This window comes from Cupriavidus sp. MPR-AND1C (genome assembly GCF_058809705.1).
This window is the reverse complement of sequence record NZ_JBXASU010000066.1, coordinates 14,588-37,927: the sequence shown is the minus strand read 5'-3', so window position 1 is coordinate 37,927 and position 23,340 is coordinate 14,588. Positions and strand designations below refer to the sequence as shown.

At 65.1% G+C, this 23,340-nt stretch carries 19 protein-coding genes and 1 pseudogene; 18 read left to right on the top strand and 2 right to left on the bottom strand.

Going from position 1 to position 23,340, the window contains the following annotated elements; all coding sequences use genetic code 11:
* Positions 1 to 76: 76 nt before the first annotated feature.
* From odhB to AC1RWI_RS27560, 12 genes and pseudogenes are all read left to right on the top strand, one after another.
* A complete protein-coding gene (gene odhB / locus AC1RWI_RS27615) occupies positions 77 to 1,324 on the top strand; it encodes a 2-oxoglutarate dehydrogenase complex dihydrolipoyllysine-residue succinyltransferase (protein ID WP_043347359.1) in 1,248 nt (415 codons plus the stop codon).
* Between the two features lie 143 nt (positions 1,325 to 1,467).
* Positions 1,468 to 2,904, top strand: a complete 1,437-nt coding sequence (gene lpdA / locus AC1RWI_RS27610; RefSeq protein WP_043347355.1) for a dihydrolipoyl dehydrogenase — start codon at positions 1,468 to 1,470, stop codon at positions 2,902 to 2,904.
* A 133-nt stretch (positions 2,905 to 3,037) separates the two neighbouring features.
* The gene (gene zapE, locus AC1RWI_RS27605; protein WP_043347352.1) at positions 3,038 to 4,135 is read left to right on the top strand and encodes a cell division protein ZapE; all 1,098 of its coding nucleotides are present in this window, start codon (positions 3,038 to 3,040) and stop codon (positions 4,133 to 4,135) included.
* A gap of 108 nt (positions 4,136 to 4,243) precedes the next feature.
* The gene (locus AC1RWI_RS27600; RefSeq protein WP_043347349.1) at positions 4,244 to 6,814 is read left to right on the top strand and encodes a heavy metal translocating P-type ATPase; all 2,571 of its coding nucleotides are present in this window, start codon (positions 4,244 to 4,246) and stop codon (positions 6,812 to 6,814) included.
* 4 nt (positions 6,815 to 6,818) lie between these two features.
* Positions 6,819 to 6,965, top strand: a complete 147-nt coding sequence (gene ccoS, locus AC1RWI_RS27595) for a cbb3-type cytochrome oxidase assembly protein CcoS (protein ID WP_006162067.1) — start codon at positions 6,819 to 6,821, stop codon at positions 6,963 to 6,965.
* A gap of 188 nt (positions 6,966 to 7,153) precedes the next feature.
* A complete protein-coding gene (ccoN, locus tag AC1RWI_RS27590; protein WP_043347346.1) occupies positions 7,154 to 8,602 on the top strand; it encodes a cytochrome-c oxidase, cbb3-type subunit I in 1,449 nt (482 codons plus the stop codon).
* 19 nt (positions 8,603 to 8,621) lie between these two features.
* Positions 8,622 to 9,299 (top strand): cytochrome-c oxidase, cbb3-type subunit II, encoded by a 678-nt coding sequence (gene ccoO / locus AC1RWI_RS27585; protein ID WP_150990991.1) that lies wholly within the window; start codon positions 8,622 to 8,624, stop codon positions 9,297 to 9,299.
* 3 nt (positions 9,300 to 9,302) lie between these two features.
* Positions 9,303 to 9,437 (top strand): annotated as a pseudogene (locus tag AC1RWI_RS27580) (cbb3-type cytochrome oxidase subunit 3); the annotation flags it as partial.
* A gap of 96 nt (positions 9,438 to 9,533) precedes the next feature.
* Positions 9,534 to 10,460, top strand: coding sequence for a cytochrome-c oxidase, cbb3-type subunit III (ccoP, locus tag AC1RWI_RS27575; protein ID WP_043347338.1), 927 nt, complete (start codon positions 9,534 to 9,536; stop codon positions 10,458 to 10,460).
* Between the two features lie 55 nt (positions 10,461 to 10,515).
* Positions 10,516 to 12,015: a cytochrome c oxidase accessory protein CcoG gene (gene ccoG / locus AC1RWI_RS27570; protein WP_043347334.1), complete on the top strand. Its 1,500-nt coding sequence runs from the start codon at positions 10,516 to 10,518 to the stop codon at positions 12,013 to 12,015.
* Between the two features lie 67 nt (positions 12,016 to 12,082).
* Entirely contained in the window at positions 12,083 to 12,301 is a 219-nt protein-coding gene (locus AC1RWI_RS27565) for a hypothetical protein (protein WP_492869896.1), read from the top strand.
* Between the two features lie 2 nt (positions 12,302 to 12,303).
* Positions 12,304 to 12,549, top strand: a complete 246-nt coding sequence (locus tag AC1RWI_RS27560) for a hypothetical protein (RefSeq protein WP_043421572.1) — start codon at positions 12,304 to 12,306, stop codon at positions 12,547 to 12,549.
* A gap of 86 nt (positions 12,550 to 12,635) precedes the next feature.
* Here AC1RWI_RS27560 and fnr read toward each other — a convergent pair whose 3' ends face one another.
* Entirely contained in the window at positions 12,636 to 13,361 is a 726-nt protein-coding gene (gene fnr, locus AC1RWI_RS27555) for a fumarate/nitrate reduction transcriptional regulator Fnr (RefSeq protein ID WP_043347326.1), read from the bottom strand.
* A gap of 298 nt (positions 13,362 to 13,659) precedes the next feature.
* Between fnr and AC1RWI_RS27550 the strand changes: the two genes are divergently transcribed.
* A complete protein-coding gene (locus AC1RWI_RS27550; RefSeq protein WP_043347324.1) occupies positions 13,660 to 14,424 on the top strand; it encodes a sulfite exporter TauE/SafE family protein in 765 nt (254 codons plus the stop codon).
* Positions 14,425 to 14,554: 130 nt separating this feature from the next.
* Here AC1RWI_RS27550 and AC1RWI_RS27545 read toward each other — a convergent pair whose 3' ends face one another.
* Positions 14,555 to 14,890, bottom strand: coding sequence for a hypothetical protein (locus AC1RWI_RS27545; RefSeq protein ID WP_492869895.1), 336 nt, complete (start codon positions 14,888 to 14,890; stop codon positions 14,555 to 14,557).
* Positions 14,891 to 15,016: 126 nt separating this feature from the next.
* Between AC1RWI_RS27545 and scpB the strand changes: the two genes are divergently transcribed.
* From scpB to infB, 5 genes are all read left to right on the top strand, one after another.
* Positions 15,017 to 16,093, top strand: a complete 1,077-nt coding sequence (gene scpB / locus AC1RWI_RS27540; RefSeq protein ID WP_043347322.1) for an SMC-Scp complex subunit ScpB — start codon at positions 15,017 to 15,019, stop codon at positions 16,091 to 16,093.
* Between the two features lie 5 nt (positions 16,094 to 16,098).
* Positions 16,099 to 18,024 carry a 23S rRNA pseudouridine(2605) synthase RluB gene (gene rluB, locus AC1RWI_RS27535; protein WP_492869894.1) on the top strand — a complete coding sequence of 642 codons (1,926 nt, stop codon included), beginning with the start codon at positions 16,099 to 16,101 and terminating at the stop codon, positions 18,022 to 18,024.
* 330 nt (positions 18,025 to 18,354) lie between these two features.
* Positions 18,355 to 18,843, top strand: coding sequence for a ribosome maturation factor RimP (gene rimP / locus AC1RWI_RS27530; protein ID WP_043347318.1), 489 nt, complete (start codon positions 18,355 to 18,357; stop codon positions 18,841 to 18,843).
* The gene (nusA, locus tag AC1RWI_RS27525) at positions 18,840 to 20,315 is read left to right on the top strand and encodes a transcription termination factor NusA (RefSeq protein ID WP_043347317.1); all 1,476 of its coding nucleotides are present in this window, start codon (positions 18,840 to 18,842) and stop codon (positions 20,313 to 20,315) included. Before rimP ends, nusA begins: the two co-directional genes overlap by 4 nt.
* Positions 20,316 to 20,408: 93 nt before the next feature.
* A complete protein-coding gene (gene infB, locus AC1RWI_RS27520; RefSeq protein ID WP_043347316.1) occupies positions 20,409 to 23,309 on the top strand; it encodes a translation initiation factor IF-2 in 2,901 nt (966 codons plus the stop codon).
* The last annotated feature ends 31 nt before the right edge of the window (positions 23,310 to 23,340 follow it).

The following is a 23,340-nucleotide window of genomic DNA, read 5'->3' as shown; positions in this document are numbered from 1 at the left end:
CCCCCCCCCCCCCCCACCGCCATGTTTTTTGCCACCTGCCTTAAGCAAAAACGAATACATCAAGGAAATTCCAACCATGGCTATTGTTGACGTCAAGGTTCCGCAACTCTCTGAATCGGTTGCAGAAGCAACCATGCTGAACTGGAAGAAGAAGCCGGGCGAAGCTGTTGCCCAAGACGAAATCCTGATCGAAATCGAGACCGACAAAGTCGTGCTCGAAGTGCCCGCCCCGTCGGCTGGCGTGCTGTCGCAGATCATCCGCAACGACGGCGACACCGTGGTTGCCGACGAAGTGATCGCCAAGATCGACACCGAAGCCACCGCTGGCGCCGTCGCTCCCGCCGCTGCCGCACCGGCACCCGCTGCCCCGGCCGCAGCAGCCGCTCCGGCAGCAGCCGGCGCCGTGGCCATGCCTTCGGCAGCCAAGCTGATGGCCGAAGGCGGACTGTCCGCCGGCCAGGTTGCAGGCACGGGCAAGGATGGCCGCATCACCAAGGGTGACGTGCTGGCCGCGACCGCTGCTCCCGCTCCCGCACCGGCCGCCAAGGCAGCACCGGCTCCGGCCGCTGCCAAGCCGGCGCTGCAGCAGGTTGCCGCCCCGATGGACTTCGCCGCACTGGGCGACCGCCCGGAAGAACGCGTGCCGATGAGCCGCCTGCGTGCCCGTATCGCCGAGCGCCTGCTGCAATCGCAAAGCACCAACGCCATCCTCACCACGTTCAATGAAGTGAACATGAAGCCGGTGATGGACCTGCGTAACAAGTACAAGGACCGCTTCGAGAAGGAACACGGTGTGAAGCTGGGCTTCATGTCCTTCTTCGTCAAGGCCGCGGTTCACGCGCTGAAGAAATTCCCGCTGATCAACGCATCGATCGACGGCAACGACATCGTCTATCACGGCTACTTCGACATCGGTATCGCGGTGGGCTCGCCCCGTGGCCTGGTGGTGCCTATCCTGCGCAACGCCGACCAGATGAGCCTGGCCGACATCGAGAAGAAGATTGCTGAATTCGGCGCCAAGGCCCGCGACGGCAAGTTGTCGCTGGAAGAGCTGACCGGTGGCACGTTCTCGATCTCCAACGGTGGCACCTTCGGCTCGATGCTGTCGACGCCGATCATCAACCCGCCGCAATCCGCGATCCTGGGCGTGCACGCCACCAAGGACCGCCCGGTGGTGGAAGACGGCCAGATCGTGATTCGTCCGATGAACTACCTCGCCATGTCCTACGACCACCGCATCATCGACGGCCGCGAAGCCGTCCTGGGCCTGGTCGCCATGAAGGACGCGCTGGAAGATCCGGCACGCCTGCTGCTGGACCTGTAATCATCTGCAAAGCCTGAGGTCTTGCCCGCGTTTTTCCCGCCACGTCCCTCATCGGGCGCGGCGCTGGCGGGCATGACGGACCGAAGAGTTGAAAGCAGCCTGGCGGGCGACGTTGCCCCGCCGTGGCTGCAAAAGGAATCTCCATGAGCAAACAATTCGACGTGCTGGTGATCGGTGCCGGCCCCGGCGGCTACATCGCCGCTATTCGTGCCGGCCAGCTGGGCCTGAATGTGGCCTGCTGCGAAGGCAATGCCTACGACGATCCCAAGGACGAACCGCGCCTGGGTGGCACCTGCCTGAACGTGGGGTGCATCCCCTCCAAGGCACTGCTGGCATCCTCGGAAGAATTCGAGAACGTGCAGCATCACCTGGGCGACCACGGCATCACCGTTGGCGATGTCAAGGTCGACGTGGCCAAGATGCTCAAGCGCAAGGACGATATCGTCGGCAAGATGACCAAGGGTATCGAGTTCCTGTTCCGCAAGAACAAGGTCACGCTGCTCAAGGGCTACGGCAAGTTCGTCGGCAAGACCGCCGAGGGCTTCCAGGTCGAGATCGCCGGCAAGGCAGGTACCGAAGTCGTGACGGCCAAGCAGGTCATCGTCGCTACGGGCTCCAAGGCGCGTCACCTGCCGGGAATCGCGGTGGACAACGTGCTGGTCAGCGATAACGAAGGCGCGCTCAAGTTCGCTGGCGTGCCGAAGAAGCTGGGCGTGATCGGCGCTGGCGTGATCGGCCTCGAGCTGGGTTCCGTGTGGCGCCGCCTGGGCGCCGAAGTGACCGTGCTGGAAGCACTGCCGTCGTTCCTGGGCGCCGCCGACGAAGGCGTGGCCAAGGAAGCGCAGAAGCTGCTGACCAAGCAAGGCCTGAAGTTCAGCCTGGGCGTGAAGGTCAATGAAGTCAAGACCGGCAAGGACAACGTCACCGTCAGCTACACCGACAAGGACGGCGCAGCCCAGACCCTGGAAGTCGATCGCCTGATCGTGTCGGTTGGCCGCGTGCCCAACACCGACAACCTTGGCCTCGACGCCATCGGCCTGGCGGCCGACCAGCGCGGCTTCATCGAGGTGGACGACCACTGCGCGACCAGCGTGCCGGGCCTGTGGGCCATCGGCGACGTGGTGCGCGGCCCGATGCTGGCCCACAAGGCAGAGGACGAAGGCGTGGCTGTTGCCGAGCGCATCGCCGGCCAGAAGCCGCACATCGACTACAACTGCATTCCGTGGGTGATCTACACCTTCCCGGAAATCGCATGGGTGGGCAAGACCGAGCAGCAGCTCAAGGCCGAAGGCCGCGAGTACAAGTCCGGCCAGTTCCCGTTCATGGCCAACGGCCGTGCACTGGGCATGGGTCACTCGGAAGGCTTCGTCAAGATGCTGGCCGATGCCAAGACCGATGAGATCCTGGGCGTGCACGTGGTTGCCGCGAATGCGTCGGACCTGATCGCCGAAGCCGTGGTGGCGATGGAGTTCAAGGCCGCCAGCGAAGACATCGGCCGCACCTGCCATCCGCATCCGTCGATGTCGGAAGTCATGCGCGAAGCCGCACTCGCTGTCGACAAGCGCCAGCTCAATATGTAAGGCATAGGCCTTCGTATTGTTGAGTACCGGGGCGCCGTTTTCGCTTTCGGGCCGGCAGGGGCAGATTGCCCTGTCATGCGCCCCGATCCTCATCCAAGCCGGCGCCTCCCGGCATCCAGCGCAAGCAGTCAGCATGAACGTCCGTGAGTACTACGAGCAGGAACTGAAGCAACGCGGCTACACCACCGACCCTGCGCAGTTGCGCGCCGTCGAGCGCCTGCAGCAATGCTATGACGAGTGGGTGGCCTACAAGAGCCGGCGCAACAGCACGCTGAAAAAGCTGCTGGTGCACCCGGACGTGCCCAAGGGCGTGTACCTGTGGGGCGGGGTAGGGCGCGGCAAGTCCTTCCTGATGGACAGCTTCTATACCTGCGTGCCGGTGGTGCGCAAGACTCGGCTGCATTTCCACGAATTCATGCGCGAGGTGCATCGCCAGCTCGAAGAGCTGCGCGGGCGCCCGGATCCGCTGGACGAACTGGCCAAGCGCATCGCGCGGCGGTTCCGCCTGATCTGCTTCGATGAGTTCCATGTCAGCGACGTGGCCGATGCGATGATCCTGCACCGCCTGCTGCAGCAGATGTTCGAGAATGGCGTGCAGTTCGTGATGACGTCGAATTACCGGCCGGACCTGCTGTACCCGGACGGCTTGCACCGGGATCGCGTGCTGCCGGCCATCGCGCTGTTGCAGCACAAGCTTGACGTGCTCAATGTCGATGCTGGCATCGACTACCGCAAGCGCGCGCTGGAGCAGGTCGAGGCGTATCACACGCCGCTGGGACCCGAGGCCAGCTCGGCCCTGCGCCATGCCTTTACCGGCATTGCCGGCGTGGCCGACGAATCCCCCATCCTGCATATCGAGCACCGCGAACTGCGCGCGCTGCGCAAGGCGGGCGGGGTGGTCTGGTTCGATTTCAATACACTGTGCGGCGGCCCGCGCTCGCAGAACGACTACCTGGAGCTGGCCACCGAGTTCCACACGGTGATCCTGTCCGACGTGCCCAGGATGACGCCGCGCATGTCGTCGGAGGCACGCCGTTTCACCTGGCTGATCGACGTGTTCTACGACCACAAGGTCAAGCTGCTGATTTCGGCGGAAGTGCCGGCGGATGAACTCTACACCGAAGGCCAGATGGCCAACGAGTTCAGCCGCACGGTGTCGCGCATCATCGAGATGCAGTCGCGCGAATACCTGGAAGCGCCACGCCGCACGGTCGACACCTCGCTGACCTGACGTACTGCGCAAGCGGCGCGTCGTGTGCCGTCTGGCCACCCGCTTGATCTGTATCAAGGCGGCTTGCCACCGGGACTCTTACCATGCAGATGGTAAAAAAGAGTCCCGATGCCGACCTCCCCAGCCCCAGTCTTTTCCGCCCGGTCCCTGCCCAATCCGCCGCTTGCACGCGCAAGCAGCGCGTCGGCGGCCGCCGGGCGTGCGGGCTGCTTCCACTGCGGACAGCCGCTCGTGGCCGGCGAGCCGCCCTTGCATGCCAGCATCGACGGCGAGGAGCAGGCGTTTTGCTGCGGTGGTTGCCAAGCCCTGGCGCAAACACTGCACGCAGCCGGGTTCGGCCATCTCTATGGCGACCAGGCCCGCTTTGCCCGGCCGATCGACGACGCGGCGCGGCGCGAGGCCGAGCCCGTGTGGGCCGCCTACGACACCGAGGAGTTACGGGCCCAGTTCGTGCGTGCGCTGGACGAACGCCGGGCCGAGATCACGCTGGCGCCGGAGAATATCCGCTGCGCCGCCTGCGCCTGGCTGATCGAGCAGCACCTGGGCAGCCTGCCCGGCGTGGAATCGGTGATCGCCAACGTGGCCACGCGCCGCGTGGTGGTGCGCTGGCGCGCGGCCGAGCAGCCGGTCTCCGCCTTGCTCGCCGCGCTGGCGGGGATCGGCTACCTGGCGTGGCCGTTCGAGGTTTCGCGCTCGGACCGGCAGGACCGCCACGCGCGCCGTGGCCTGTTGATGCGCATGGCGGTGGCCATGCTCGGCATGATGCAGGTGATGATGTACGCATGGCCCATCTATACCCATGAAGCCACCATCGATCCCGGCCAGTTGCAGCTGATGCGCTGGGCCAGCCTGGTGCTGACCTTGCCTGTGGTGCTGTACTCGGCCTCGCCGATCTTCGCCGGGGCGTGGCGCGGGCTGCGGCAGCGCCACCTGGGCATGGATGTGCCGGTGGCGCTGGGCGTGGGCGCGGGCTTTGTCGCCAGCACCGTGGCGACGCTGCGCGGCACCGGCGAGGTGTACTTCGATTCCGTCACCATGTTTGTGGCGTTCTTGCTGCTGGCGCGCTACCTGGAGCTGCGCGTGCGCCAGGCATCGCGCAGTGGTGCCGAGATGCTGGCGCGGCAATTGCCCGCCACCTGCGAGCGCCTGCGTGCCGAGGGCGGAGCGGGCGAGCGGGTGCCGGTGGCACGCCTGCGCGCCGGCGACCTGATCCGCGTCAAGGCGGGCGAGGTGGTACCCGCCGATGCCACGGTGATCGCCGGCGCTAGCGAGCTCGATGAATCCATGCTGACCGGCGAGAGCCGGCCGGTGCCGCGCGGCATCGGGGATCCCGTGCTGGCAGGTTGCTTCAATACCGCGAGCCCGCTTGAGTTGCGCGTGGCCAAGGTAGGGGCGGGCACCCGGCTGGCGGAGATCGTCGCCGTGCTGGACCGCGCGCTGGCCGAGAAGCCGCGCCTGGCCACCGTGGCCGACCGCGTGGCGGGCTGGTTCGTCGCCATCCTGCTGGTGCTGGCGGCCGTCACCGGCGCCGTCTGGTGGGCCTGGATCGATCCCGCGCGCGCGTTGCTTGTGACGGTGGCGGTGCTGGTGGTGAGTTGCCCGTGCGCGCTCTCGCTGGCCACGCCGGCAGCGCTGGCCGCGGCCGGGGCCGCATTGTCGCGCCGCGGCTTGCTGCTCACGCGCGGCCACGCGCTGGAGACCCTGGCCAGTGTCACGGACGTGATGCTCGACAAGACCGGCACGCTCACGCAGGGGCGTTTCGCACTGGTGCGCACGCAGTCAAACGGCGATGCCGATGCCGATGCCGATGCCGCCACCTGCCTGCGCCTGGCCGCGGCCATGGAACGCTCCGGCGAGCACCCGATCGCGCGCGGCATCGTCGAAGCCGCACAGGCGCAAGGCCTTGGGCACGAGACGCTCGCCATCGACGCCATGCGTAATGTGCCGGGGCAGGGCCTCGAAGCCGATTTGGATGGGCGGCGTTACCGCCTTGGCCGGCGCGAGTTCGTAGAGGCGCTGTGCGAGCACGGCAGCGCCGCCAACTGGCATGCCGAACTCGCCGGCAGTGAGCGCCGCGGCGCCACGCTGGTATGGCTGGGCAGCGCCGCCGGCACGCTGGCGGTGTTTGAACTGGCCGATGTCGCGCGCGAGCAATCCGCGCGCTTGCTCAGCGAGTTGCGCGCGCTCGGCGTGACCTGCCATCTCGTCTCGGGCGATACGCCGGCCACCGTCGGCTGGTGGGCCGATCATTTCCAGATTTCGCGCCGCGAGGGCGGTGTCACGCCCGAAGGCAAGCGCGAGTACGTGGCGCGCCTGCAGCGCGGCGGCGCCGTGGTGCTGGCGGTGGGCGACGGCATCAACGACGCGCCGGTGCTGGCGCAGGCGCAAGTTTCGATCGCCATCGGCAGCGGCGCGCCGCTGGCGCAGGCCGGCGCCGACGCGGTGCTGACCCATGGCCGCGTGGCGGAGATCGCGAACGCGCTCAAGATGGCCCGCCGTGCGCGCAGTGTGGTGCGCCAGAACCTCGCCTGGGCGTTTGCCTATAACGTGATCGCCATTCCGCTGGCGGCAACCGGCTATGTCACCGCCTGGATGGCGGGCATCGGCATGTCGGTGTCGTCGCTGCTGGTGGTGGCCAACGCCTGGCGCCTGCTGCGCGCCGGCAAGCCCGGAGACTGACGCCATGGACATGCTCTACCTGCTGGTGCCGATGAGCCTGGTGCTGGTCGCGGTCATCGCCGGCGCGCTCTGGTGGGCGCTGCACGCCGGGCAATACGACGACCTCGACCGGCCCGGCGAGGCCATTCTGCTCGACAACGACAAGCCCTGAGTGATCGCGGCAATGCGGCAATGCGGCCGTGCCCGCGCGCGGCTGCGTTGCCGTGTGTGCGGATGTGAGACGCCGTTGCACCTGAGTTCCCATGCTTTCCGGTGCGCTTGATACAGATCAAGACAGCTTGCGCGCGCTTTTCCTACAGTCACAACATCAATTCATGTTTATCCAATCTGGGGGTCTGAATGGCTGTCACCGCCGCGTATTCTCGCGCCGACACCTTCAATTACGGCGTTGTGCGGCAGTTTGCCGTCATGACGGTAGTCTGGGGGATTGTCGGTATGGCCGTAGGCGTTCTGCTCGCGGCACAGTTGATCTGGCCGGAGCTTAATTTCAACACGCCCTGGCTGTCGTTCGGGCGCTTGCGCCCGCTGCACACCAATGCGGTCATCTTCGCCTTCGGCGGCAGCGCGCTTTTCGCTACTTCGTACTACATCGTGCAGCGCACCTGTCAGGCGCGGCTGTTCTGCGGCCCGCTGGCGGCCTTCACGTTCTGGGGCTGGCAACTGGTGATCGTGGCCGCGGTCATCACGCTGCCGCTGGGCATCACCAGCTCGAAGGAATACGCCGAGCTCGAATGGCCGATCGACATCCTGATCACGCTGGTCTGGGTGGCTTATGCCATCGTGTTCTTCGGCACCATCATGAAGCGCAAGACCCGCCATATCTACGTGGCCAACTGGTTCTTCGGCGCTTACATCCTGACCATCGCCATCCTGCATCTCGTCAACAACGCGGAGATGCCGGTGGGCATGTGGAAGTCCTACTCGGCGTACGCCGGCGTGCAGGACGCCATGGTGCAGTGGTGGTACGGCCATAACGCGGTGGGCTTCTTCCTGACCACCAGCTTCCTGGGCATGATGTATTACTTCATCCCCAAGCAGGCCGGCCGCCCGATCTATTCCTACCGCCTGTCGATCGTTCACTTCTGGGCGCTCAACTTCACCTATATGTGGGCTGGTCCCCACCACTTGCAGTTCACCTCGCTGCCGGATTGGGCGCAATCGCTCGGCATGGTGTTCTCGCTGATCCTGCTGGCGCCTTCGTGGGGCGGCATGATCAACGGCATCATGACCTTGTCAGGTGCCTGGCACAAGCTGCGCACCGATCCCATCCTCAAGTTCCTGGTGGTGGCGCTGTCGTTCTACGGCATGGCGACCTTCGAGGGCTCGATGATGTCGATCAAGACCGTCAACGCGCTGTCGCACTACACGGACTGGACCATTGGCCACGTGCATTCCGGCGCGCTGGGCTGGGTCGCGATGATCTCGATCGGTTCGCTCTACTACCTGATCCCGCGGCTCTTTGGCGAGAAGGAGATGTACAGCGTGCGCCTGATCGAGCTGCATTTCTGGATCGCCACCATCGGCGTGGTGCTGTACATCGCCTCGATGTGGATCGCCGGTGTGATGGAGGGCCTGATGTGGCGCGCCACCCAGCCCGACGGCACGCTGACCTACGCTTTCGTGGAAGCGGTCAAGGCCAAGTACCCGTTCTACCTGATCCGCTTGCTGGGTGGCTTGTGCTTCCTCTCCGGCATGCTGCTGATGGCATACAACGTGGCCAGGACCATCATCGGCAAGCCTGCCGTGGATGCACTGATCCCGACCAGCGTTTCCGCCTCCGCCCATTGATCATTCCAGGATAGAAACGATGTCCGAAAAACGAAGCTTCTTTACGCACGAGACCCTGGAGAAGAATATCGGGTGGCTGATCATCTGCACCATCCTGGTGGTCAGCATCGCCGGGCTCGTCCAGATCGTGCCGCTGTTCTTCCAGCACTCCACCACCGAGCCCGACGCGGGCATCAAGCCGTACTCCGCGCTGCGCCTGATGGGCCGCGATATCTATATCCGCGAGGGCTGCGTGGGCTGCCATTCGCAGCAGGTACGCACTTTGCAGGGTGACGTCGAGCGCTATGGCCACTACTCCACGGCTGGCGAGTCGGTCTACGACCATCCCTTCCTGTGGGGTTCCAAGCGTACCGGTCCCGATCTGGCGCGCGTGGGCGGACGCTACTCCGATGACTGGCAGCGCATCCACTTGCGCAATCCGCGCGATGTGGTGCCCGAATCGGTGATGCCGTCCTACCCGTGGCTGGAGAAAACGCCGTTGCAGACCAACGATGTCCGCGACCGCATGCGTGCGCTGCGCCGTCTCGGCGTGCCGTACACCGACGCCGAGATTGAGCAGGCGCCTGCCACGCTGGCCGGTAAGACCGAGGAAGACGCGATGGTCGCCTACCTGCAGGAGCTTGGCATCGCCAAGCGCAATGTGCGGGTCGATACCGCGGCCGCCGCGCAGCCCGCGGCCACGCCGGCCAAGGAGTAAGCCATGGCAATGATCACCGCGTTTTCCACCGTGATCTCGATGGCTGCCTTCATCGCCATCTGCTGGTGGGCCTGGTCGTCCGGGCGCAAGGCCGCCAACCAGGAGTCGGCCATGCTGCCGTTCGCCTTGCCCGACGAGCCGCTGGCCGCACGCCAAGACGCCAGGCCCGACGCCGGCCGCCGTGTCGCGCGTCATGCCGGCGGCGCAAACAACACCACGCAGGAACACTGAGTCATGAGCGACTTCTTCACGGATTTCTGGAGCTACTACATTGCCGCCATCGCACTGGTCGGCATCGTCTGGTGCGTGTGGCTGCTGTTCTCCCAGCGCAAGGTCACCAAGGTTGTGGGCGCCCCTGAGGACACCGGCCACGTGTGGGACGGCGACCTGCGCGAGTTGAACAACCCGCTGCCACGCTGGTGGATGTGGATGTTCCTGCTGGCATGCATCTTTGGCCTGGGTTACCTGGTGCTGTACCCCGGCCTGGGTTCCTATGCCGGCGTGCTCAAGACCTCCAGCCGGGTTGAGCTGGAGGCGCACCGCCAGGCGGCCGAACAACTGCAGCGCGAGGTCTATGGCAAGTACATGCAGATGGACGTCAAGCAGGTGGCGGCCGAACCGGCGGCGCGCGAGATCGGGCAACGCCTGTTTCTCAACTACTGCGCGCAATGCCACGGCTCCGATGCGCGCGGCAGCCGCGGCTTTCCCAACCTGACCGACAACGACTGGCTGTACGGCGGGGATCCCGAGACCATCACGCAGACCATTACCAAGGGCCGCAATGGCGTGATGCCGTCGTTCGCCTCGACCATCGACGGCAAGCTCGCTGGTGACGTGGCGCAATACGTGCGTTCGCTGTCCGGCCTGTCTTCCGACCCGATCCGCGCCTCGCGCGGCGAGAGCACGTTCAAGTCCACCTGCGCGGCCTGCCATGGCTCCACCGGCAAGGGCAACCAGGCGCTTGGCGCGCCTAACCTGTCGGACCGCGTGTGGCTGTACGGCAGTTCGGAGGCGAACATCGTCGACGCCATCCTGAAGGGCCATAACAACCATATGCCGGCGCACGAGGAAATCCTCACGCCGGAGCGCATCCGCATGTTGACGGCCTATGTCTGGGGCCTGTCCAACATCGGCGGCGCAGGCGAAGGGGGGAAGCAATGAGCCGCTGCGCTTATGCTTGTCAGCCCGACCCGCACCGCGGCGGGGGCGTTCGCCCATGAACGCCCCCGGACCGGAGCCGCTTGAAAGGAACGGGGCCGCGTGGGCGCCGCTGCGAGCACCTACACCTGATTCGGCGGACGCGGAAACGTCGGACGAGACCCTGTATGAAGTCCGCCGCAAGATCTATCCGCGCTCGGTGTCGGGTGCGTTCTCGAGCTGGCGGGTCTGGATGGTGGTCCTGACCCAGCTGTTCTTCTATGGCATGCCCTGGCTGCAGTGGAACGGCCGCCAGGCCATGTTGTTCGATCTCGGCGCGCGCAAGTTCTATATTTTCGGCCTGGTGCTGTGGCCGCAGGATGTGATCTACCTTGCCGTGCTGCTGGTGATCTCCGCAGTGTCGCTGTTTCTCTTCACGGCGATCGCGGGGCGGCTGTTTTGCGGCTACGCGTGTCCGCAGACGGTGTACACCGAGATATTCATGTGGATTGAGCGGCATGTGGAAGGCGACCGCTTTGCCCGTATCCGCCTGGACGGCGATCCTTGGAGCGCGCGCAAACTGCGCCTGAAGGCCACCAAGCACACGCTCTGGATCGTGATCGCGCTATGGACCGGCTTTACCTTCGTCGGCTATTTCTCGCCCATCCGCACGCTCGGCGCGCAGGTGCTGAGCCTCTCGCTCGGTCCGTGGCAGACGTTCTGGATGCTGTTTTACTCGTTTGCCACCTGGGGCAACGCCGGCTTCATGCGCGAGCAGGTCTGCAAGTACATGTGCCCGTATGCGCGCTTCCAGAGCGTGATGGTGGATCGCGACACCTATGTAGTCACCTATGACGTGGGCCGCGGCGAGCCGCGCGGCAGCCGCTCGCGCAAGGCGGACCACAAGGCTGCCGGGCTGGGCTCGTGCGTGAATTGCAGCATCTGCGTGCAGGTCTGTCCTACTGGCATCGATATTCGCGATGGACTGCAGTACGACTGCATTGGCTGCGGCGCCTGTATTGACGCCTGCAACCAGGTCATGGACAAGATGGCTTACCCGCGCGGGCTGATTCGCTATACCTCTGAGAACGCCATGCGCAGCGCGCTCTCCGAGACCGTGGCGCGCAAGCGCCTGGTGCGGCCGCGCACGGTGATCTACTCGTTGATCTGGCTGGCGCTGGTCGCCGGCTTCATGGTCTCGCTGGCCATGCGCACGCCGCTCAAGGTCGATATCATCCGCGACCGCGGCGCGCTGGGGCGGGAAGTGGAAGGGCGCTGGATCGAAAACGTGTACCGGCTGCAGCTGATCAACACGACAGAGGCGCCGATGCGCGTCGCCGTCAGCGCGGGCAGCGATGAGCTCAAGGGCCTGGTCGTGGAATATGACCACGCTGCGGGCAACCTGGAGCCCACGTCCAATCGCCTGATTCCCGTGCGGGTGCGCGTGCCGATCGAGTCCGCGGCGCAGGGCACGCACAAGATCGAGGTCACAGTGACCGCGGTGCCCGACGAGGGCGCGGGGAGTCATGGCGCGGAGATTCGACAGAGCACCAGCTTTATCGTGCCGCGCAATCTATGAGGCGGCTGAGACGCTGGATGCACCAATCCGCACGCAACATACGCGATCTAGATCTAGAGGAGGCCAGATGACGCAGCAAAGCAATCCCTGGTGGAAGGAGCCATGGCCGTGGCTGCTGATGAGTGGGCCATTCGTGGCCATGGTGGCCTGCGGGGTCACGATCTGGCTGGCCATGACCCATCCGGATCCGCCCATTGAGGAGGGGGTGGCTCGCCACGGCCTGGTGGTCGAGAAGGCGGGCAGCGGGGCACGCCAGGCAGCGCCGGTCGCGGCGCAAGCGAGGTGATCATGAGACTACGCTGGCTGATGTGGGTGCTGTGGCCCGCTTTCCTGGTCGCCGGGCTGACGACCGCGCTGGTATTCTCCATGGTCGATCCCGGCGACCTGCGCTTCTTCGGCCAGCCGGTCGAGGCATCGCGGGAGGCGGTCTACACCGTGGGCTTCCTGATCGCGTGGGTGCTGTGCTCGCTGTCGAGCGGCTTGACGCTGTACACCATGCCCACGCGGCTGGCGGACACGGACGAGCTGGAGTGAATGCGATGCGCGCCTTGCCGGTTCAGGCCAGCAGGCGCGGTATCGCGGCGAGCCGCCGCGGGCGAGGGTGGCCCGCGACGAGCACGTCAGCAGGACTTGTTGACGATCTGCTTGATCCCCGCCATGTCGACCAGCTTGACGTGGCGCTGGCGAATCTGGATCAGGCCGGCTTCCGCAAAGCGCGAGAACAGGCGGCTGACGGTTTCGAGCTTGAGTCCCAGGTAGCTGCCGATTTCCTCGCGGCTCATGCGCAGCACAAACTCGGAGGCCGAATAGCCGCGCGCGGACAAGCGCTCGGACAGGTTGATCAGGAAAGCGGCAAGCCGCTCCTCGGCACGCATCGATCCGAGCGTGATCAACATGACCTGGTCCTGCGAGATCTCCTTGCTCATCAGGCGCATGAACTGATGCTGCAGGGAAGGCAGGACGTTGGACAGCGTCTGGAGATCGCCAAAGCGCACCATGCAGACTTCGGTATCCTCCAGTGCGGTGGCGTCCGAAGCGTGCTGCATCTCGCCAAGGCCGTCGAGGCCGACGACTTCGCCGGGAAGGTGGAAGCCCGTGATCTGCGAGCGGCCGTCTTCCATTGTCAGGTGGGTCTTGAGCGTGCCGAAGCGGATCGCGTAGACGGCGGTGAGAGGATCTCCGAGGCGGTACAGGGTTTCGCCCTTGCGTACGCGCACCCGGTCCTGGACCAGCGTATCCATCTTTTCGAGGTCCTGCTGCGACATGCCGACGGGCAGGCAGAGCTGGCCGAGCGAGCAAGTGGAGCAGCGGGGCGACATCTCGGTAATGGGAATGGTGGTGAGCAATTGGGGCCTGTCGGTTTAGCGCAGTCAATCAAGCGCGATGTGGCAGGCGCATTGAGTTGAGAGCTTGACGTTGAGAGTCGTCGATTGGAAGCGCTATCCACATCGGCCTGGCGCGCGGGTCTTGCGGCAGTGCGCTATCTGTGCAGCGCGGCTTGCCGTGCCCGTCGTCATGTTGCGCGAGCGCACTGGTGTGCGCGGGCGCCAAGCTTCATGTTGATAGCGCCTCTTGGAACTGCGGGGGCGCGTTCGCCGCATTTTACCGCGTCGGACGTTGCGATTGTGTGATTGGGAGGAGAAGTTGACCATAGGCGTGCTTATCAGCGTATTTACCCTGGCTTTGCTGGGCGGCGTGCACTGCGCCGCCATGTGCGGCGGGATCGCGCTGGCGGCGGAGCAGGGCGGCGTTGCGCGCGTGCCCGCCACGGTGCTCCGGCGTCCCGGCCATTGGTTGCTGGAACTGCTTGTCATGCATGCCGGGCGGCTGAGCATGTATGCGGTGCTGGGGGCCTTGCTGGGCGCCCTTGGCGCTGGTGTCTGGAAGGCACAGTACCTGCCGCTGCAGCGTTGGCTGTTCGGGATCGGCAGCGTGATGTTGGTGCTGTCGGGCTTGTGGATGTTGCGCGGGCGCACCATGGGTACGGGTTGGCTGGAGCGGCTCGCCGCCCGTGGCGCGGGCGGTTTGCTGCGCGGCCTTGGCGCCGTCGGGGCGCGCTTGCCGGCTGTGGCCCGGGCGCAGGGGCAGGGCCGGTTGCTGCGGCGCTACGGCATGGGGCTAGCCTGGGGGCTGGTCCCGTGCGGCATGGTGTACGGCGCCCTTGCCATGGCGTTGCTGGCCGGCAATGCGCCGTCGGGCGCGCTGGTGATGGCCGTGTTTGGCCTTGGCACCCTGCCAAACCTGCTGGTGATCTCGGGCCTGTCCGGCTATCTCAGGCAACTTTCGCGGCGCCCGGCGTTGCGGGCTGGCGCTGGCCTTGCGGTGGTGGCCTTTGGCTTGGCCGGGGTGGCGCGTGCACTGCTTTTGCCAGAGACGCTTGCCGCGCATGGATTCTGCCTTGTCTTCTGAAGCGCCGTTTCGTGGTGTATTTGTCACTTCTGCGCTGAGCTAGCTGCGCGAATCGGTTGCAGGTTTGCCAGGGAATGCCATACAATCGCAAGAACAGCGATATCGCGCAGCGTGTTTCATCGTGGCATCGTCAGGTAGCATCCGCTGCATCAGGGATGCATGCCAGGAACACCCAGGCAGGCATCAGCGCCAGGGACCGTTCCCCATCCGCCGTCCGGTTAAAAAGATTCGGTTCAAAAGACCAGTCACGGCAGGGCGGGGTGAAATAGGTCAGCAGGCCCAATATCCGTATTTTCTTGCAACCGGTGCGTTCGACGATAAACGCCGTGCCGGACAGGTCCGCCACATCAGGGGGAAGGCGCGACGCAAGGGCTCCGTCGACCGGCAGATAAAGCCGGTGGCCGGGCGATCTCCTGCCGGTCAGGTCCGGCACCCGATGCAATAAAAGAAGGCGCACGGCTGGCATGCATCGAGCATGCGGTTGGCTGCGCGGCCAGATGGCGGTGGCAATCCCTACCGCTGAACCCGCAATCTCCAGTGCGCCCGGGATCAACCGGGGCGCAGGTGCAAAGACAGGCTGCACGCAATCAACATGAATACCCAAGAGGCGAAGATCGTCCTCGAGACCGCGCTGATCTGCGCGCAGGAACCCTTGCGCGTCAATGACTTGCGCCGGCTGTTTGCCGACGACGTCGGTGCCGACACCATTCGCGTGCTGCTGGAAGAGCTGCGCCGCGACTGGGAGCAACGCGGCGTGGAACTCGTGGCACTGGCCAGTGGCTGGCGTTTCCAGAGCCGCCCTGTCATGCGTGAGTACCTGGATCGGCTGAATCCTGAAAAGCCGCCCAAGTACTCCCGCGCCGTGATGGAGACGCTGGCGATCATTGCCTACCGGCAACCCGTCACACGGGGCGATATCGAGGAAATCCGCGGTGTCGCGGTCAGCACCGAAGTCGTGAAGAAGCTCGAGGATCGCAGCTGGATCGAGGTGATCGGCCACCGTGACGTGCCCGGACGGCCTGCGCTCTATGCCACCACCAAGAATTTCCTTGATGACCTTGGCCTGCGCACGCTCGATGAATTGCCGCCGCTGGAAGACATCCAGGCCCAGGCGCAGGTCGCGCTGCTGAATCAGGAGCCGATTGATTTCGAGGCGCTGGGCACGGTGCCGGCGGATAGCGACGAAGAGGCATTCGCGGAACCTGGCCATGATCAGGCTAGCGCTGCCGCGCTGGTTGTGGCGGATGCCGGAGAGGGGGAGCCGATCCCTTCCGGCGTGGTTGCCCTCGATGGTCTTGCGGCCGGCGCCACAGACGGCATCGCCGATTTGGTGGATGCGTTTGAAAGGAAGGAGGCCTTGGCGCAAGTAGAGGTCGGGTTTACACCCACCACCGAAGCCGTGGTGAACGTGCCGGCGACGCCCGGGCCAGGCAGTGAGCCGGCGAGCGAGCCGGTGGCCGGCGAGTCCCCCGGTGCGCAATCCGGCGGCACAGCCGAGGAGCAAGCCGTCGAAGACGGTGAAACAAATGAGCAAACGGACACGCCCGCCAACGGTTACCACGTACAAGTGGCCTCCGGCGAGCAGGCGTCCGAAGTCCCGGGGGCGTCCACGACGAATCCGGCGCACCCCAGCGAGCACGACGAGCACGACCAGCGCGTGTCCAACTGAACACCATGCAACATCCGAATGTGAATACCTTGTCCGATTCTGATCAAGACGTCCGCCAGGCGGATACGCCGGCCGGTGATGCCGGCAATGGCACCGATGGCGCGCCGCGCCGCAAGGGCCTGCGCCGTGGCTTGCGCAATCTGGTGGCCACGCGCCGCCAGGCCGCGCAGGACCGCGATGGCGACCGTGCCGCGGACGGCGGGGCGGCAATCCCTGCGGGCAGCCCCGATGCGGGCGCCGCGCAAGACGCGCGTGGCGACAGCGCAAGGAAGGGACGCACGCGTGGCAAGCGCAAGCCCGCAGAAGGCGAGTCAGCGCAGGCCGGCGAGCAGCAGGGCGAGCGCCCGGCGCCGCGAGGCCGCCGCAACTTCGGCGGTGACGCTGCCGAAGGCGTAAGCGAAGCCGTGGGCGAGCGCCAGCGCGATGGCGCTCGCGCCAACCCGAACGGGAATGGCGCCCGCAAGCGCAAGCCGCAGCAAGGCCAGCAGCCGCAAGGCGCGGCCCGCCGCGGTAGCGCCGAAGGGCAGCAAGGCGGCCCGCGTCAGCAAGGCAAGGGCAACAAGGGCAGGGGCGGCATGCAGCGCCCGGGCGCTGGTGTGCCTGAGAAGGCGCCTGCCGCCGCTGCTGCGAGCGGTGAGGACCTGTTCCGCTTTGTCATTTCCGGTCAGTATGACCAGGAAGAGTCGAGCGGTCCGCAGGCCCGGGTCAAGCCGGTGCGCGAGCTGTCCGCAGACGACGATGCGCCCAAGCTGCACAAGGTGCTCGCTGAAGGTGGACTGGGCTCGCGCCGGGAAATGGAAGAGTTGATCCTTCAGGGCCGGGTTTCGGTCAATGGCCTGCCTGCCCACATCGGCCAGCGTATCCTGCCGGCCGACCAGGTCCGGGTCAACGGCAAGCTGATCCATCGCCGTGTGTCGTCCAAGCCGCCGCGCGTGCTGCTGTATCACAAGCCGTCTGGCGAGATCGTCAGCCAGTCGGATCCGGAAGGCCGCCCGACCGTGTTCGACAGCCTGCCGCGCATCAAGGCAGGGAAGTGGGTGGCCGTGGGCCGCCTCGACTTCAACACCGAGGGCTTGCTGATCTTTACCTCCTCCGGCGACATCGCCAACAAGTTCATGCATCCGCGCTACGGCGTGGAGCGCGAATATGCGGTGCGCACACTGGGCGAGCTGGCCGAGGCCGATCGCCAGCGCCTGCTGCATGGCATCAAGCTCGAGGATGGCGAGGCTAATTTTCTGCGCATCGCGGACGGTGGTGGCGAAGGCATCAACCACTGGTACCACGTGGCGCTGACCGAAGGCCGCAACCGCGAAGTGCGCCGCATGTTCGAGGCTGTCGGCCTGACCGTGTCACGCCTGATTCGTACCCGTTACGGCCAGTTCCTGCTGCCGCGCGGCCTGAAGCGCGGCCGCTGGCAGGAGCTCGCGGCGGATGACGTGCGCGCGCTGATGGCATCCATCGGCCTGAAGGCGCCGTCCAAGGGGGATAGCGGTCCCCGCGGAGGCAGCAAGGTGGGTGGCCGCCAGCAGCGCACGGAGGCAGCCATTGCCGGCATGCCGATGCCGACCGGCATGGACGGCCTGCCGCGCGTCAACCGCGGCAACGGCCCGCGCGGCAGCGGCGCTGGCCGCGGCCAGCCGGATCCGATGCAAACGTCGATGGGCTACATCGGTGGCCCGACCCTGCTGACGTCCCATACCACCAAGCTGGGCGGTGGCGCGGCGGGTTCCCCCCGCGGCCCGGGCCGTGGCGGCCGTGGCGCTGGCATGGGTGGCATGGGTGGCATGGGTGGCATGGGTGGCATGGGCGGCGGTCAGAATCGTTCCCAGCGCCGCGGCGGTGGCGAAGCCAACGGGAATGTGATGCCGCAGGCTGGCAAGCCCAATGGCAACCGCCGTCCTCGTGGTGGTGGTCGCGACGGCAATCGTTGAGCGATGCGAGGCAGGGCGCCTTGGGCGGGCCTGGCAGGGAAAAGAGCGGCACGGCCCGCATCCCTGTCGCGCCAAAGCCGGGTGCCTTTGCCTTTTGCACCGCGACAGCGTATAATCCAAGTCTATTCAAAAGTCATCCTGCAAAAGGGTGGGCGAATGATGGGCATTGCGCCCATTTTTTTTTGCTTCGCCCGTTTCGTGTGCTTGCCGTGTTTCGCGGCGCGCCGGTCGGGGTGACTGGCAGGCAAGCTGGCTGAGGCCGTCAACCAAGACGGCCGTGCCGATGGGCTGGGTCTGCCACGGTATTGATGGCCATTATTCGGGAATACAGTGCATCTGGCAGATTTGATCGAAACCACCCTGAACGGCATGGGGTACGAGCTGGTTGAGCTCGAGCGCGCTCCAGGCGGACTCATGCGCGTCTATATCGATCAGCCTGAAACCGGCATCGTCATTGAGGATTGCGAGAAGGTAAGCCGTCAGCTTACCCACGTGCTCACCGTCGAGAACATCGACTACGAGCGCCTCGAAGTGTCCTCGCCGGGGCTGGACCGGCCGCTCAAGAAACTGGCTGACTTCGTCCGCTTCGCGGGCCAGGAAGCCAGGGTTACCTTGCGCCTTCCGGTCAACGGGCAGAAGAACTTCGTCGGCATCCTGCAGACGCCCACCGGTGAGCCGGGGGCAGAGCAGATTGGCCTCGAGTTCGAAGGCCAGAACGGCACGGCGCTGCTGGAATTCACCATATCCGATGTTGATCGCGCACGCCTGGTGCCGGTGATCGACTTCAAAGGAAATCAGAAAAAAGGGAACAAGCAATGAGCCGCGAAGTTCTGTTGCTCGTCGATGCGCTTGCGCGTGAGAAGAACGTCGACAAGGATGTGGTATTCGGTGCGCTGGAAGCGGCACTCGCTTCGGCAACCAAGAAGCGTTTCGAGGAAGACGTGGATATTCGCGTCGCCATCGATCGTGAGTCCGGTGAGCACGAGACGTTCCGCCGCTGGCTTGTAGTCCCGGATGAACAGGGTCTGCAGGAGCCGGACAAGCAAATCCTCATGTTCGAGGCCCGTGAGCAGGATCCGGACATCCAGCTGGATGAATTTGTCGAAGAGCAGATCGAGTCGGTCGAGTTCGGTCGTATCGGTGCGCAAGCCGCCAAGCAGGTGATCCTGCAGAAGATCCGTGACGCCGAGCGCGAGCAGATCCTCAACGATTACCTGGATCGTGGCGAGAAGGTCATGACCGGCACGGTCAAGCGTGCCGACAAGAAGGGCTTGATCGTCGAGTCTGGCCGCGTGGAAGCGCTGCTGGCCCGCGACCAGATCATCCCCAAGGAAAACCTGCGCACCGGCGACCGTGTTCGCGCATATATCCTGAATGTGGATCGCACCGCACGCGGCCCGCAGATCGAGCTCTCGCGCACCGCGCCCGAGTTCCTGATCAAGCTGTTCGAGAACGAAGTGCCGGAGATGGAGCAGGGCCTGCTGGAAATCAAGGCAGCTGCCCGCGACCCCGGCGTACGCGCCAAGATTGCCGTTGTGGCGCATGACAAGCGTATCGATCCGATCGGTACCTGCGTCGGCGTGCGCGGCACGCGGGTGACCGCGGTCCGTAACGAGATTGGCGGCGAAGCGGTCGACATCGTGCTGTGGTCGGAAGACCCGGCGCAGTTCGTGATTGGCGCCCTGGCGCCGGCACAGGTACAGTCGATCGTGGTAGACGAGGAAAAGCACAGCATGGACGTGGTGGTCGACGAGGAAAACCTCGCCGTCGCCATCGGCCGCAGTGGTCAGAACGTGCGCCTGGCGTCCGAGCTGACCGGCTGGCAGATCAACATCATGACGCAGGAAGAATCGGCACAGAAGCAAGCCGAGGAAAGCGACGTGGTGCGCAAGTTGTTCATGGCCAAGCTGGACGTGGACGAAGAAGTGGCTGACATCTTGATCGACGAAGGTTTCTCCACGCTGGAAGAAGTGGCCTATGTGCCCATCAGCGAGATGTTGGAAATCGACGCCTTCGATGAAGATACCGTCAACGAGCTGCGCAACCGCGCCCGCGATGCGCTCTTGACGATGGAACTGGCCCGGGAAGAAAAGGTGGAAGAGGTGTCGCAGGATCTGCGCTCGCTCGACGGCCTGACCCCGGAACTGATCGGCAAGCTGGCCGAAGGCAATATCCACACGCGTGACGAACTGGCCGAATTGGCCGTCGACGAACTCGTCGACATGGTTGGTCTCGGCGAGGATGATGCCCGCGCGCTGATCATGAAAGCACGGGAACATTGGTTTAACTGAGGGACACGCCCACGTAGTGCTTTTCCAGGCTGCTTGAGCGCGCATTCCACACACAATTGTCCCGACGTATAACCAAGCATTGAAAGGGTTTGAATGGCAAGCACAACAGTTGCCCAACTGGCCGCAGAACTGAGCCGCAGCGCAGCTGCCCTGCTGGAACAATTGCAGGCAGCTGGGGTGGGCAAGGTGACGCCTGACGACATCATCACCGAATCCGACAAGACCAAGTTGCTGGATTACCTCAAGCGTTCCCATGGGGCGGCCGATGACAGCGCGCGCAAGAAGATCACGTTGACCAAGCGTGAGACCTCCGAGATCCGCCAGGCTGATTCCACCGGCAAGACTCGCACGGTGCAGGTCGAGGTGCGCAAGAAGCGCGTCCTGATCAAGCGCGATGAGGCTTCCGCCGATGGCGCCGATGGCCACGAAGTGGTCGAGCTGCCGGTCGATGCGGCCGAGCAGGCGCGCCAGGATGAGGAAGATCGTCAGCAGGCCGAGTTGCTGGCACGCCAGGAAGCCGAGTCGAAGGCACGCCAGGAGGCGGCCGAACGCGAGGAGGCCGAGCGTCGCGCCAAGCAGGAAGCGTTGGAGGCTGAAGAGCGCCGCCAGGCTGAACTCGCCGCCCGCAAGGCGGAAGAGGAAGCTGCCGCCCTGCGCGCCGCCGCTACGGCCAAGGCGCCGGAAGACGACGATTCGCGCAAGAAGGCCGAAGACGAAAAGGCTCGCCTGGCCGCCGAACGCGCTGCCGCGCAGAAGGCCGCCGACGACGCCAAGCAGGCCGCCGACAAGGCGCGTGCCGAACAGGACGCAGCGCGCAAGCGCCGCGAGGCCGCCGAAGCCGAAGCCCGCGCCATTCAGCAGATGCTGAATGCGCCGGCGCGCGTGCTCAAGGCGCCGTCGGAACGCAAGGCTGAAGAAAAGAAGGCCGAGCAGACCGGCACGCTGCACAAGCCGGTCAAGCCGCCTGGCACCGAAGTCAAGAAAGACGAGAAGAAGCCCGCAACGACCACGGCCACCGCTACCACCACCGTCGACAAGAAGACCGGCAAGGTAGTGAAGGCAGGGACTTCCTCGACCTGGCAGGACGAAGGCTCGAAGAAGAAGGGCAGCGGCCTGAAGACCCGCGGCGATTCGTCGGGTGGCGTTGGCGGCTGGCGCGGCGGTCCGCGCGGCCGTGGCAACCGTCACCAGCAAGACGATCGCGGCACGAATTTCCAGGCGCCGACGGAACCGGTGGTGCGCGAAGTGCACATCCCCGAGACCATTTCGGTGGCCGACCTGGCGCACAAGATGGCCGTCAAGGCTTCCGAGGTCATCAAGCAGATGATGAAGCTCGGCCAGATGGTGACCATCAACCAGGTGCTGGACCAGGAAACCGCCATGATCGTGGTGGAAGAAATGGGCCACAAGGCATTTGCCGCCAAGCTGGACGATCCGGAAGCGCTGCTGGTCGTGGGTGGTGAAGACCACACCGACGCCGAGCAGCTGCCGCGTCCGCCGGTGGTGACCGTGATGGGTCACGTCGACCACGGCAAGACCTCGCTGCTGGACTACATCCGTCGTGCCAAGGTTGCGGCGGGCGAAGCCGGTGGTATTACGCAGCACATCGGTGCCTACCATGTGGAAACCGAGCGCGGCGTGATCACCTTCCTGGACACCCCGGGTCACGAGGCCTTCACGGCCATGCGTGCTCGCGGTGCCAAGGCGACCGACATCGTGATCCTGGTGGTCGCGGCCGACGACGGCGTGATGCCGCAGACGAAGGAAGCCATTGCCCACGCCAAGGCGGCGGGTGTGCCCATCGTGGTCGCGATCAACAAGATCGACAAGCCCGAAGCGAACCCGGACCGCGTCAAGCAGGAACTGGTGGCCGAGCAGGTGCTGCCGGAAGAGTACGGCGGTGATTCGCCGTTCGTTCCGGTGTCCGCCAAGACCGGCGCCGGCATCGACGATCTGCTCGAGCAAGTGCTGCTGCAGGCTGAAGTGCTGGAACTGAAGGCACCGGTGGACGCCCCGGCCAAGGGCCTGGTGGTGGAGGCCCAGCTGGACAAGGGCAAGGGCCCGATCGCGACCATCCTGGTCACCAGCGGCACGCTCAAGCGTGGCGATGTGGTGCTGGCTGGCAGCGCTTATGGCCGCGTTCGCGCCATGCTGGACGAAACCGGCAAGCCGACCAAGGAAGCCGGTCCCTCGATTCCGGTCGAGATCCAGGGTCTGTCCGAAGTGCCTGCGGCTGGTGAAGAAGTGCTGGTGCTGCCGGACGAGCGCAAGGCGCGCGAAATTGCGCTGTTCCGTCAAGGCAAGTACCGTGACGTCAAGCTGGCCAAGCAGCAGGCGGCCAAGCTGGAAACGATGCTGGAACAGATGAGCGAAGGCGAAGTGCAGACGCTGCCGCTGATCGTCAAGGCCGACGTCCAGGGTTCGCAGGAAGCACTGGTGCAATCGCTGCAGAAGCTCTCCACCGAAGAAGTGCGCGTACAGATCGTGCACGGCGGCGTGGGCGGTATCTCGGAGTCGGACGTCAACCTGGCTACGGCTTCGAAGGCGGTCATCATCGGTTTCAACGTGCGTGCCGATGCTGGCGCGCGCAAGCTGGCCGAGAACAACGGCATCGATATTCGCTACTACAACATCATTTACGATGCGGTAGACGAGATCAAGGCGGCAATGTCGGGCATGCTGGCACCGGAAAAGCGCGAAGTCACGCTGGGTACGGTCGAAGTGCGCCAGGTCTTCCGCGTGCCGAAGATTGGCGCGGTGGCTGGTTGTATGGTCACCGACGGGCTGGTCAAGCGTACCGCCCTGGTGCGGGTGCTGCGCAACAACGTGGTCATCCATACCGGCGAGCTTGATTCGCTCAAGCGCTTCAAGGATGACGTCAAGGAAGTCAAGCAAGGCTTCGAGTGCGGTTTGTCGATCAAGAACTTCAACGACGTTCAGGAAGGCGACCAGCTCGAAGTGTATGAAATCACCGAGGTGGCGCGCACGCTGTAAGGCGTGTTGCGGGCGGGGGGCCAACTGGCCC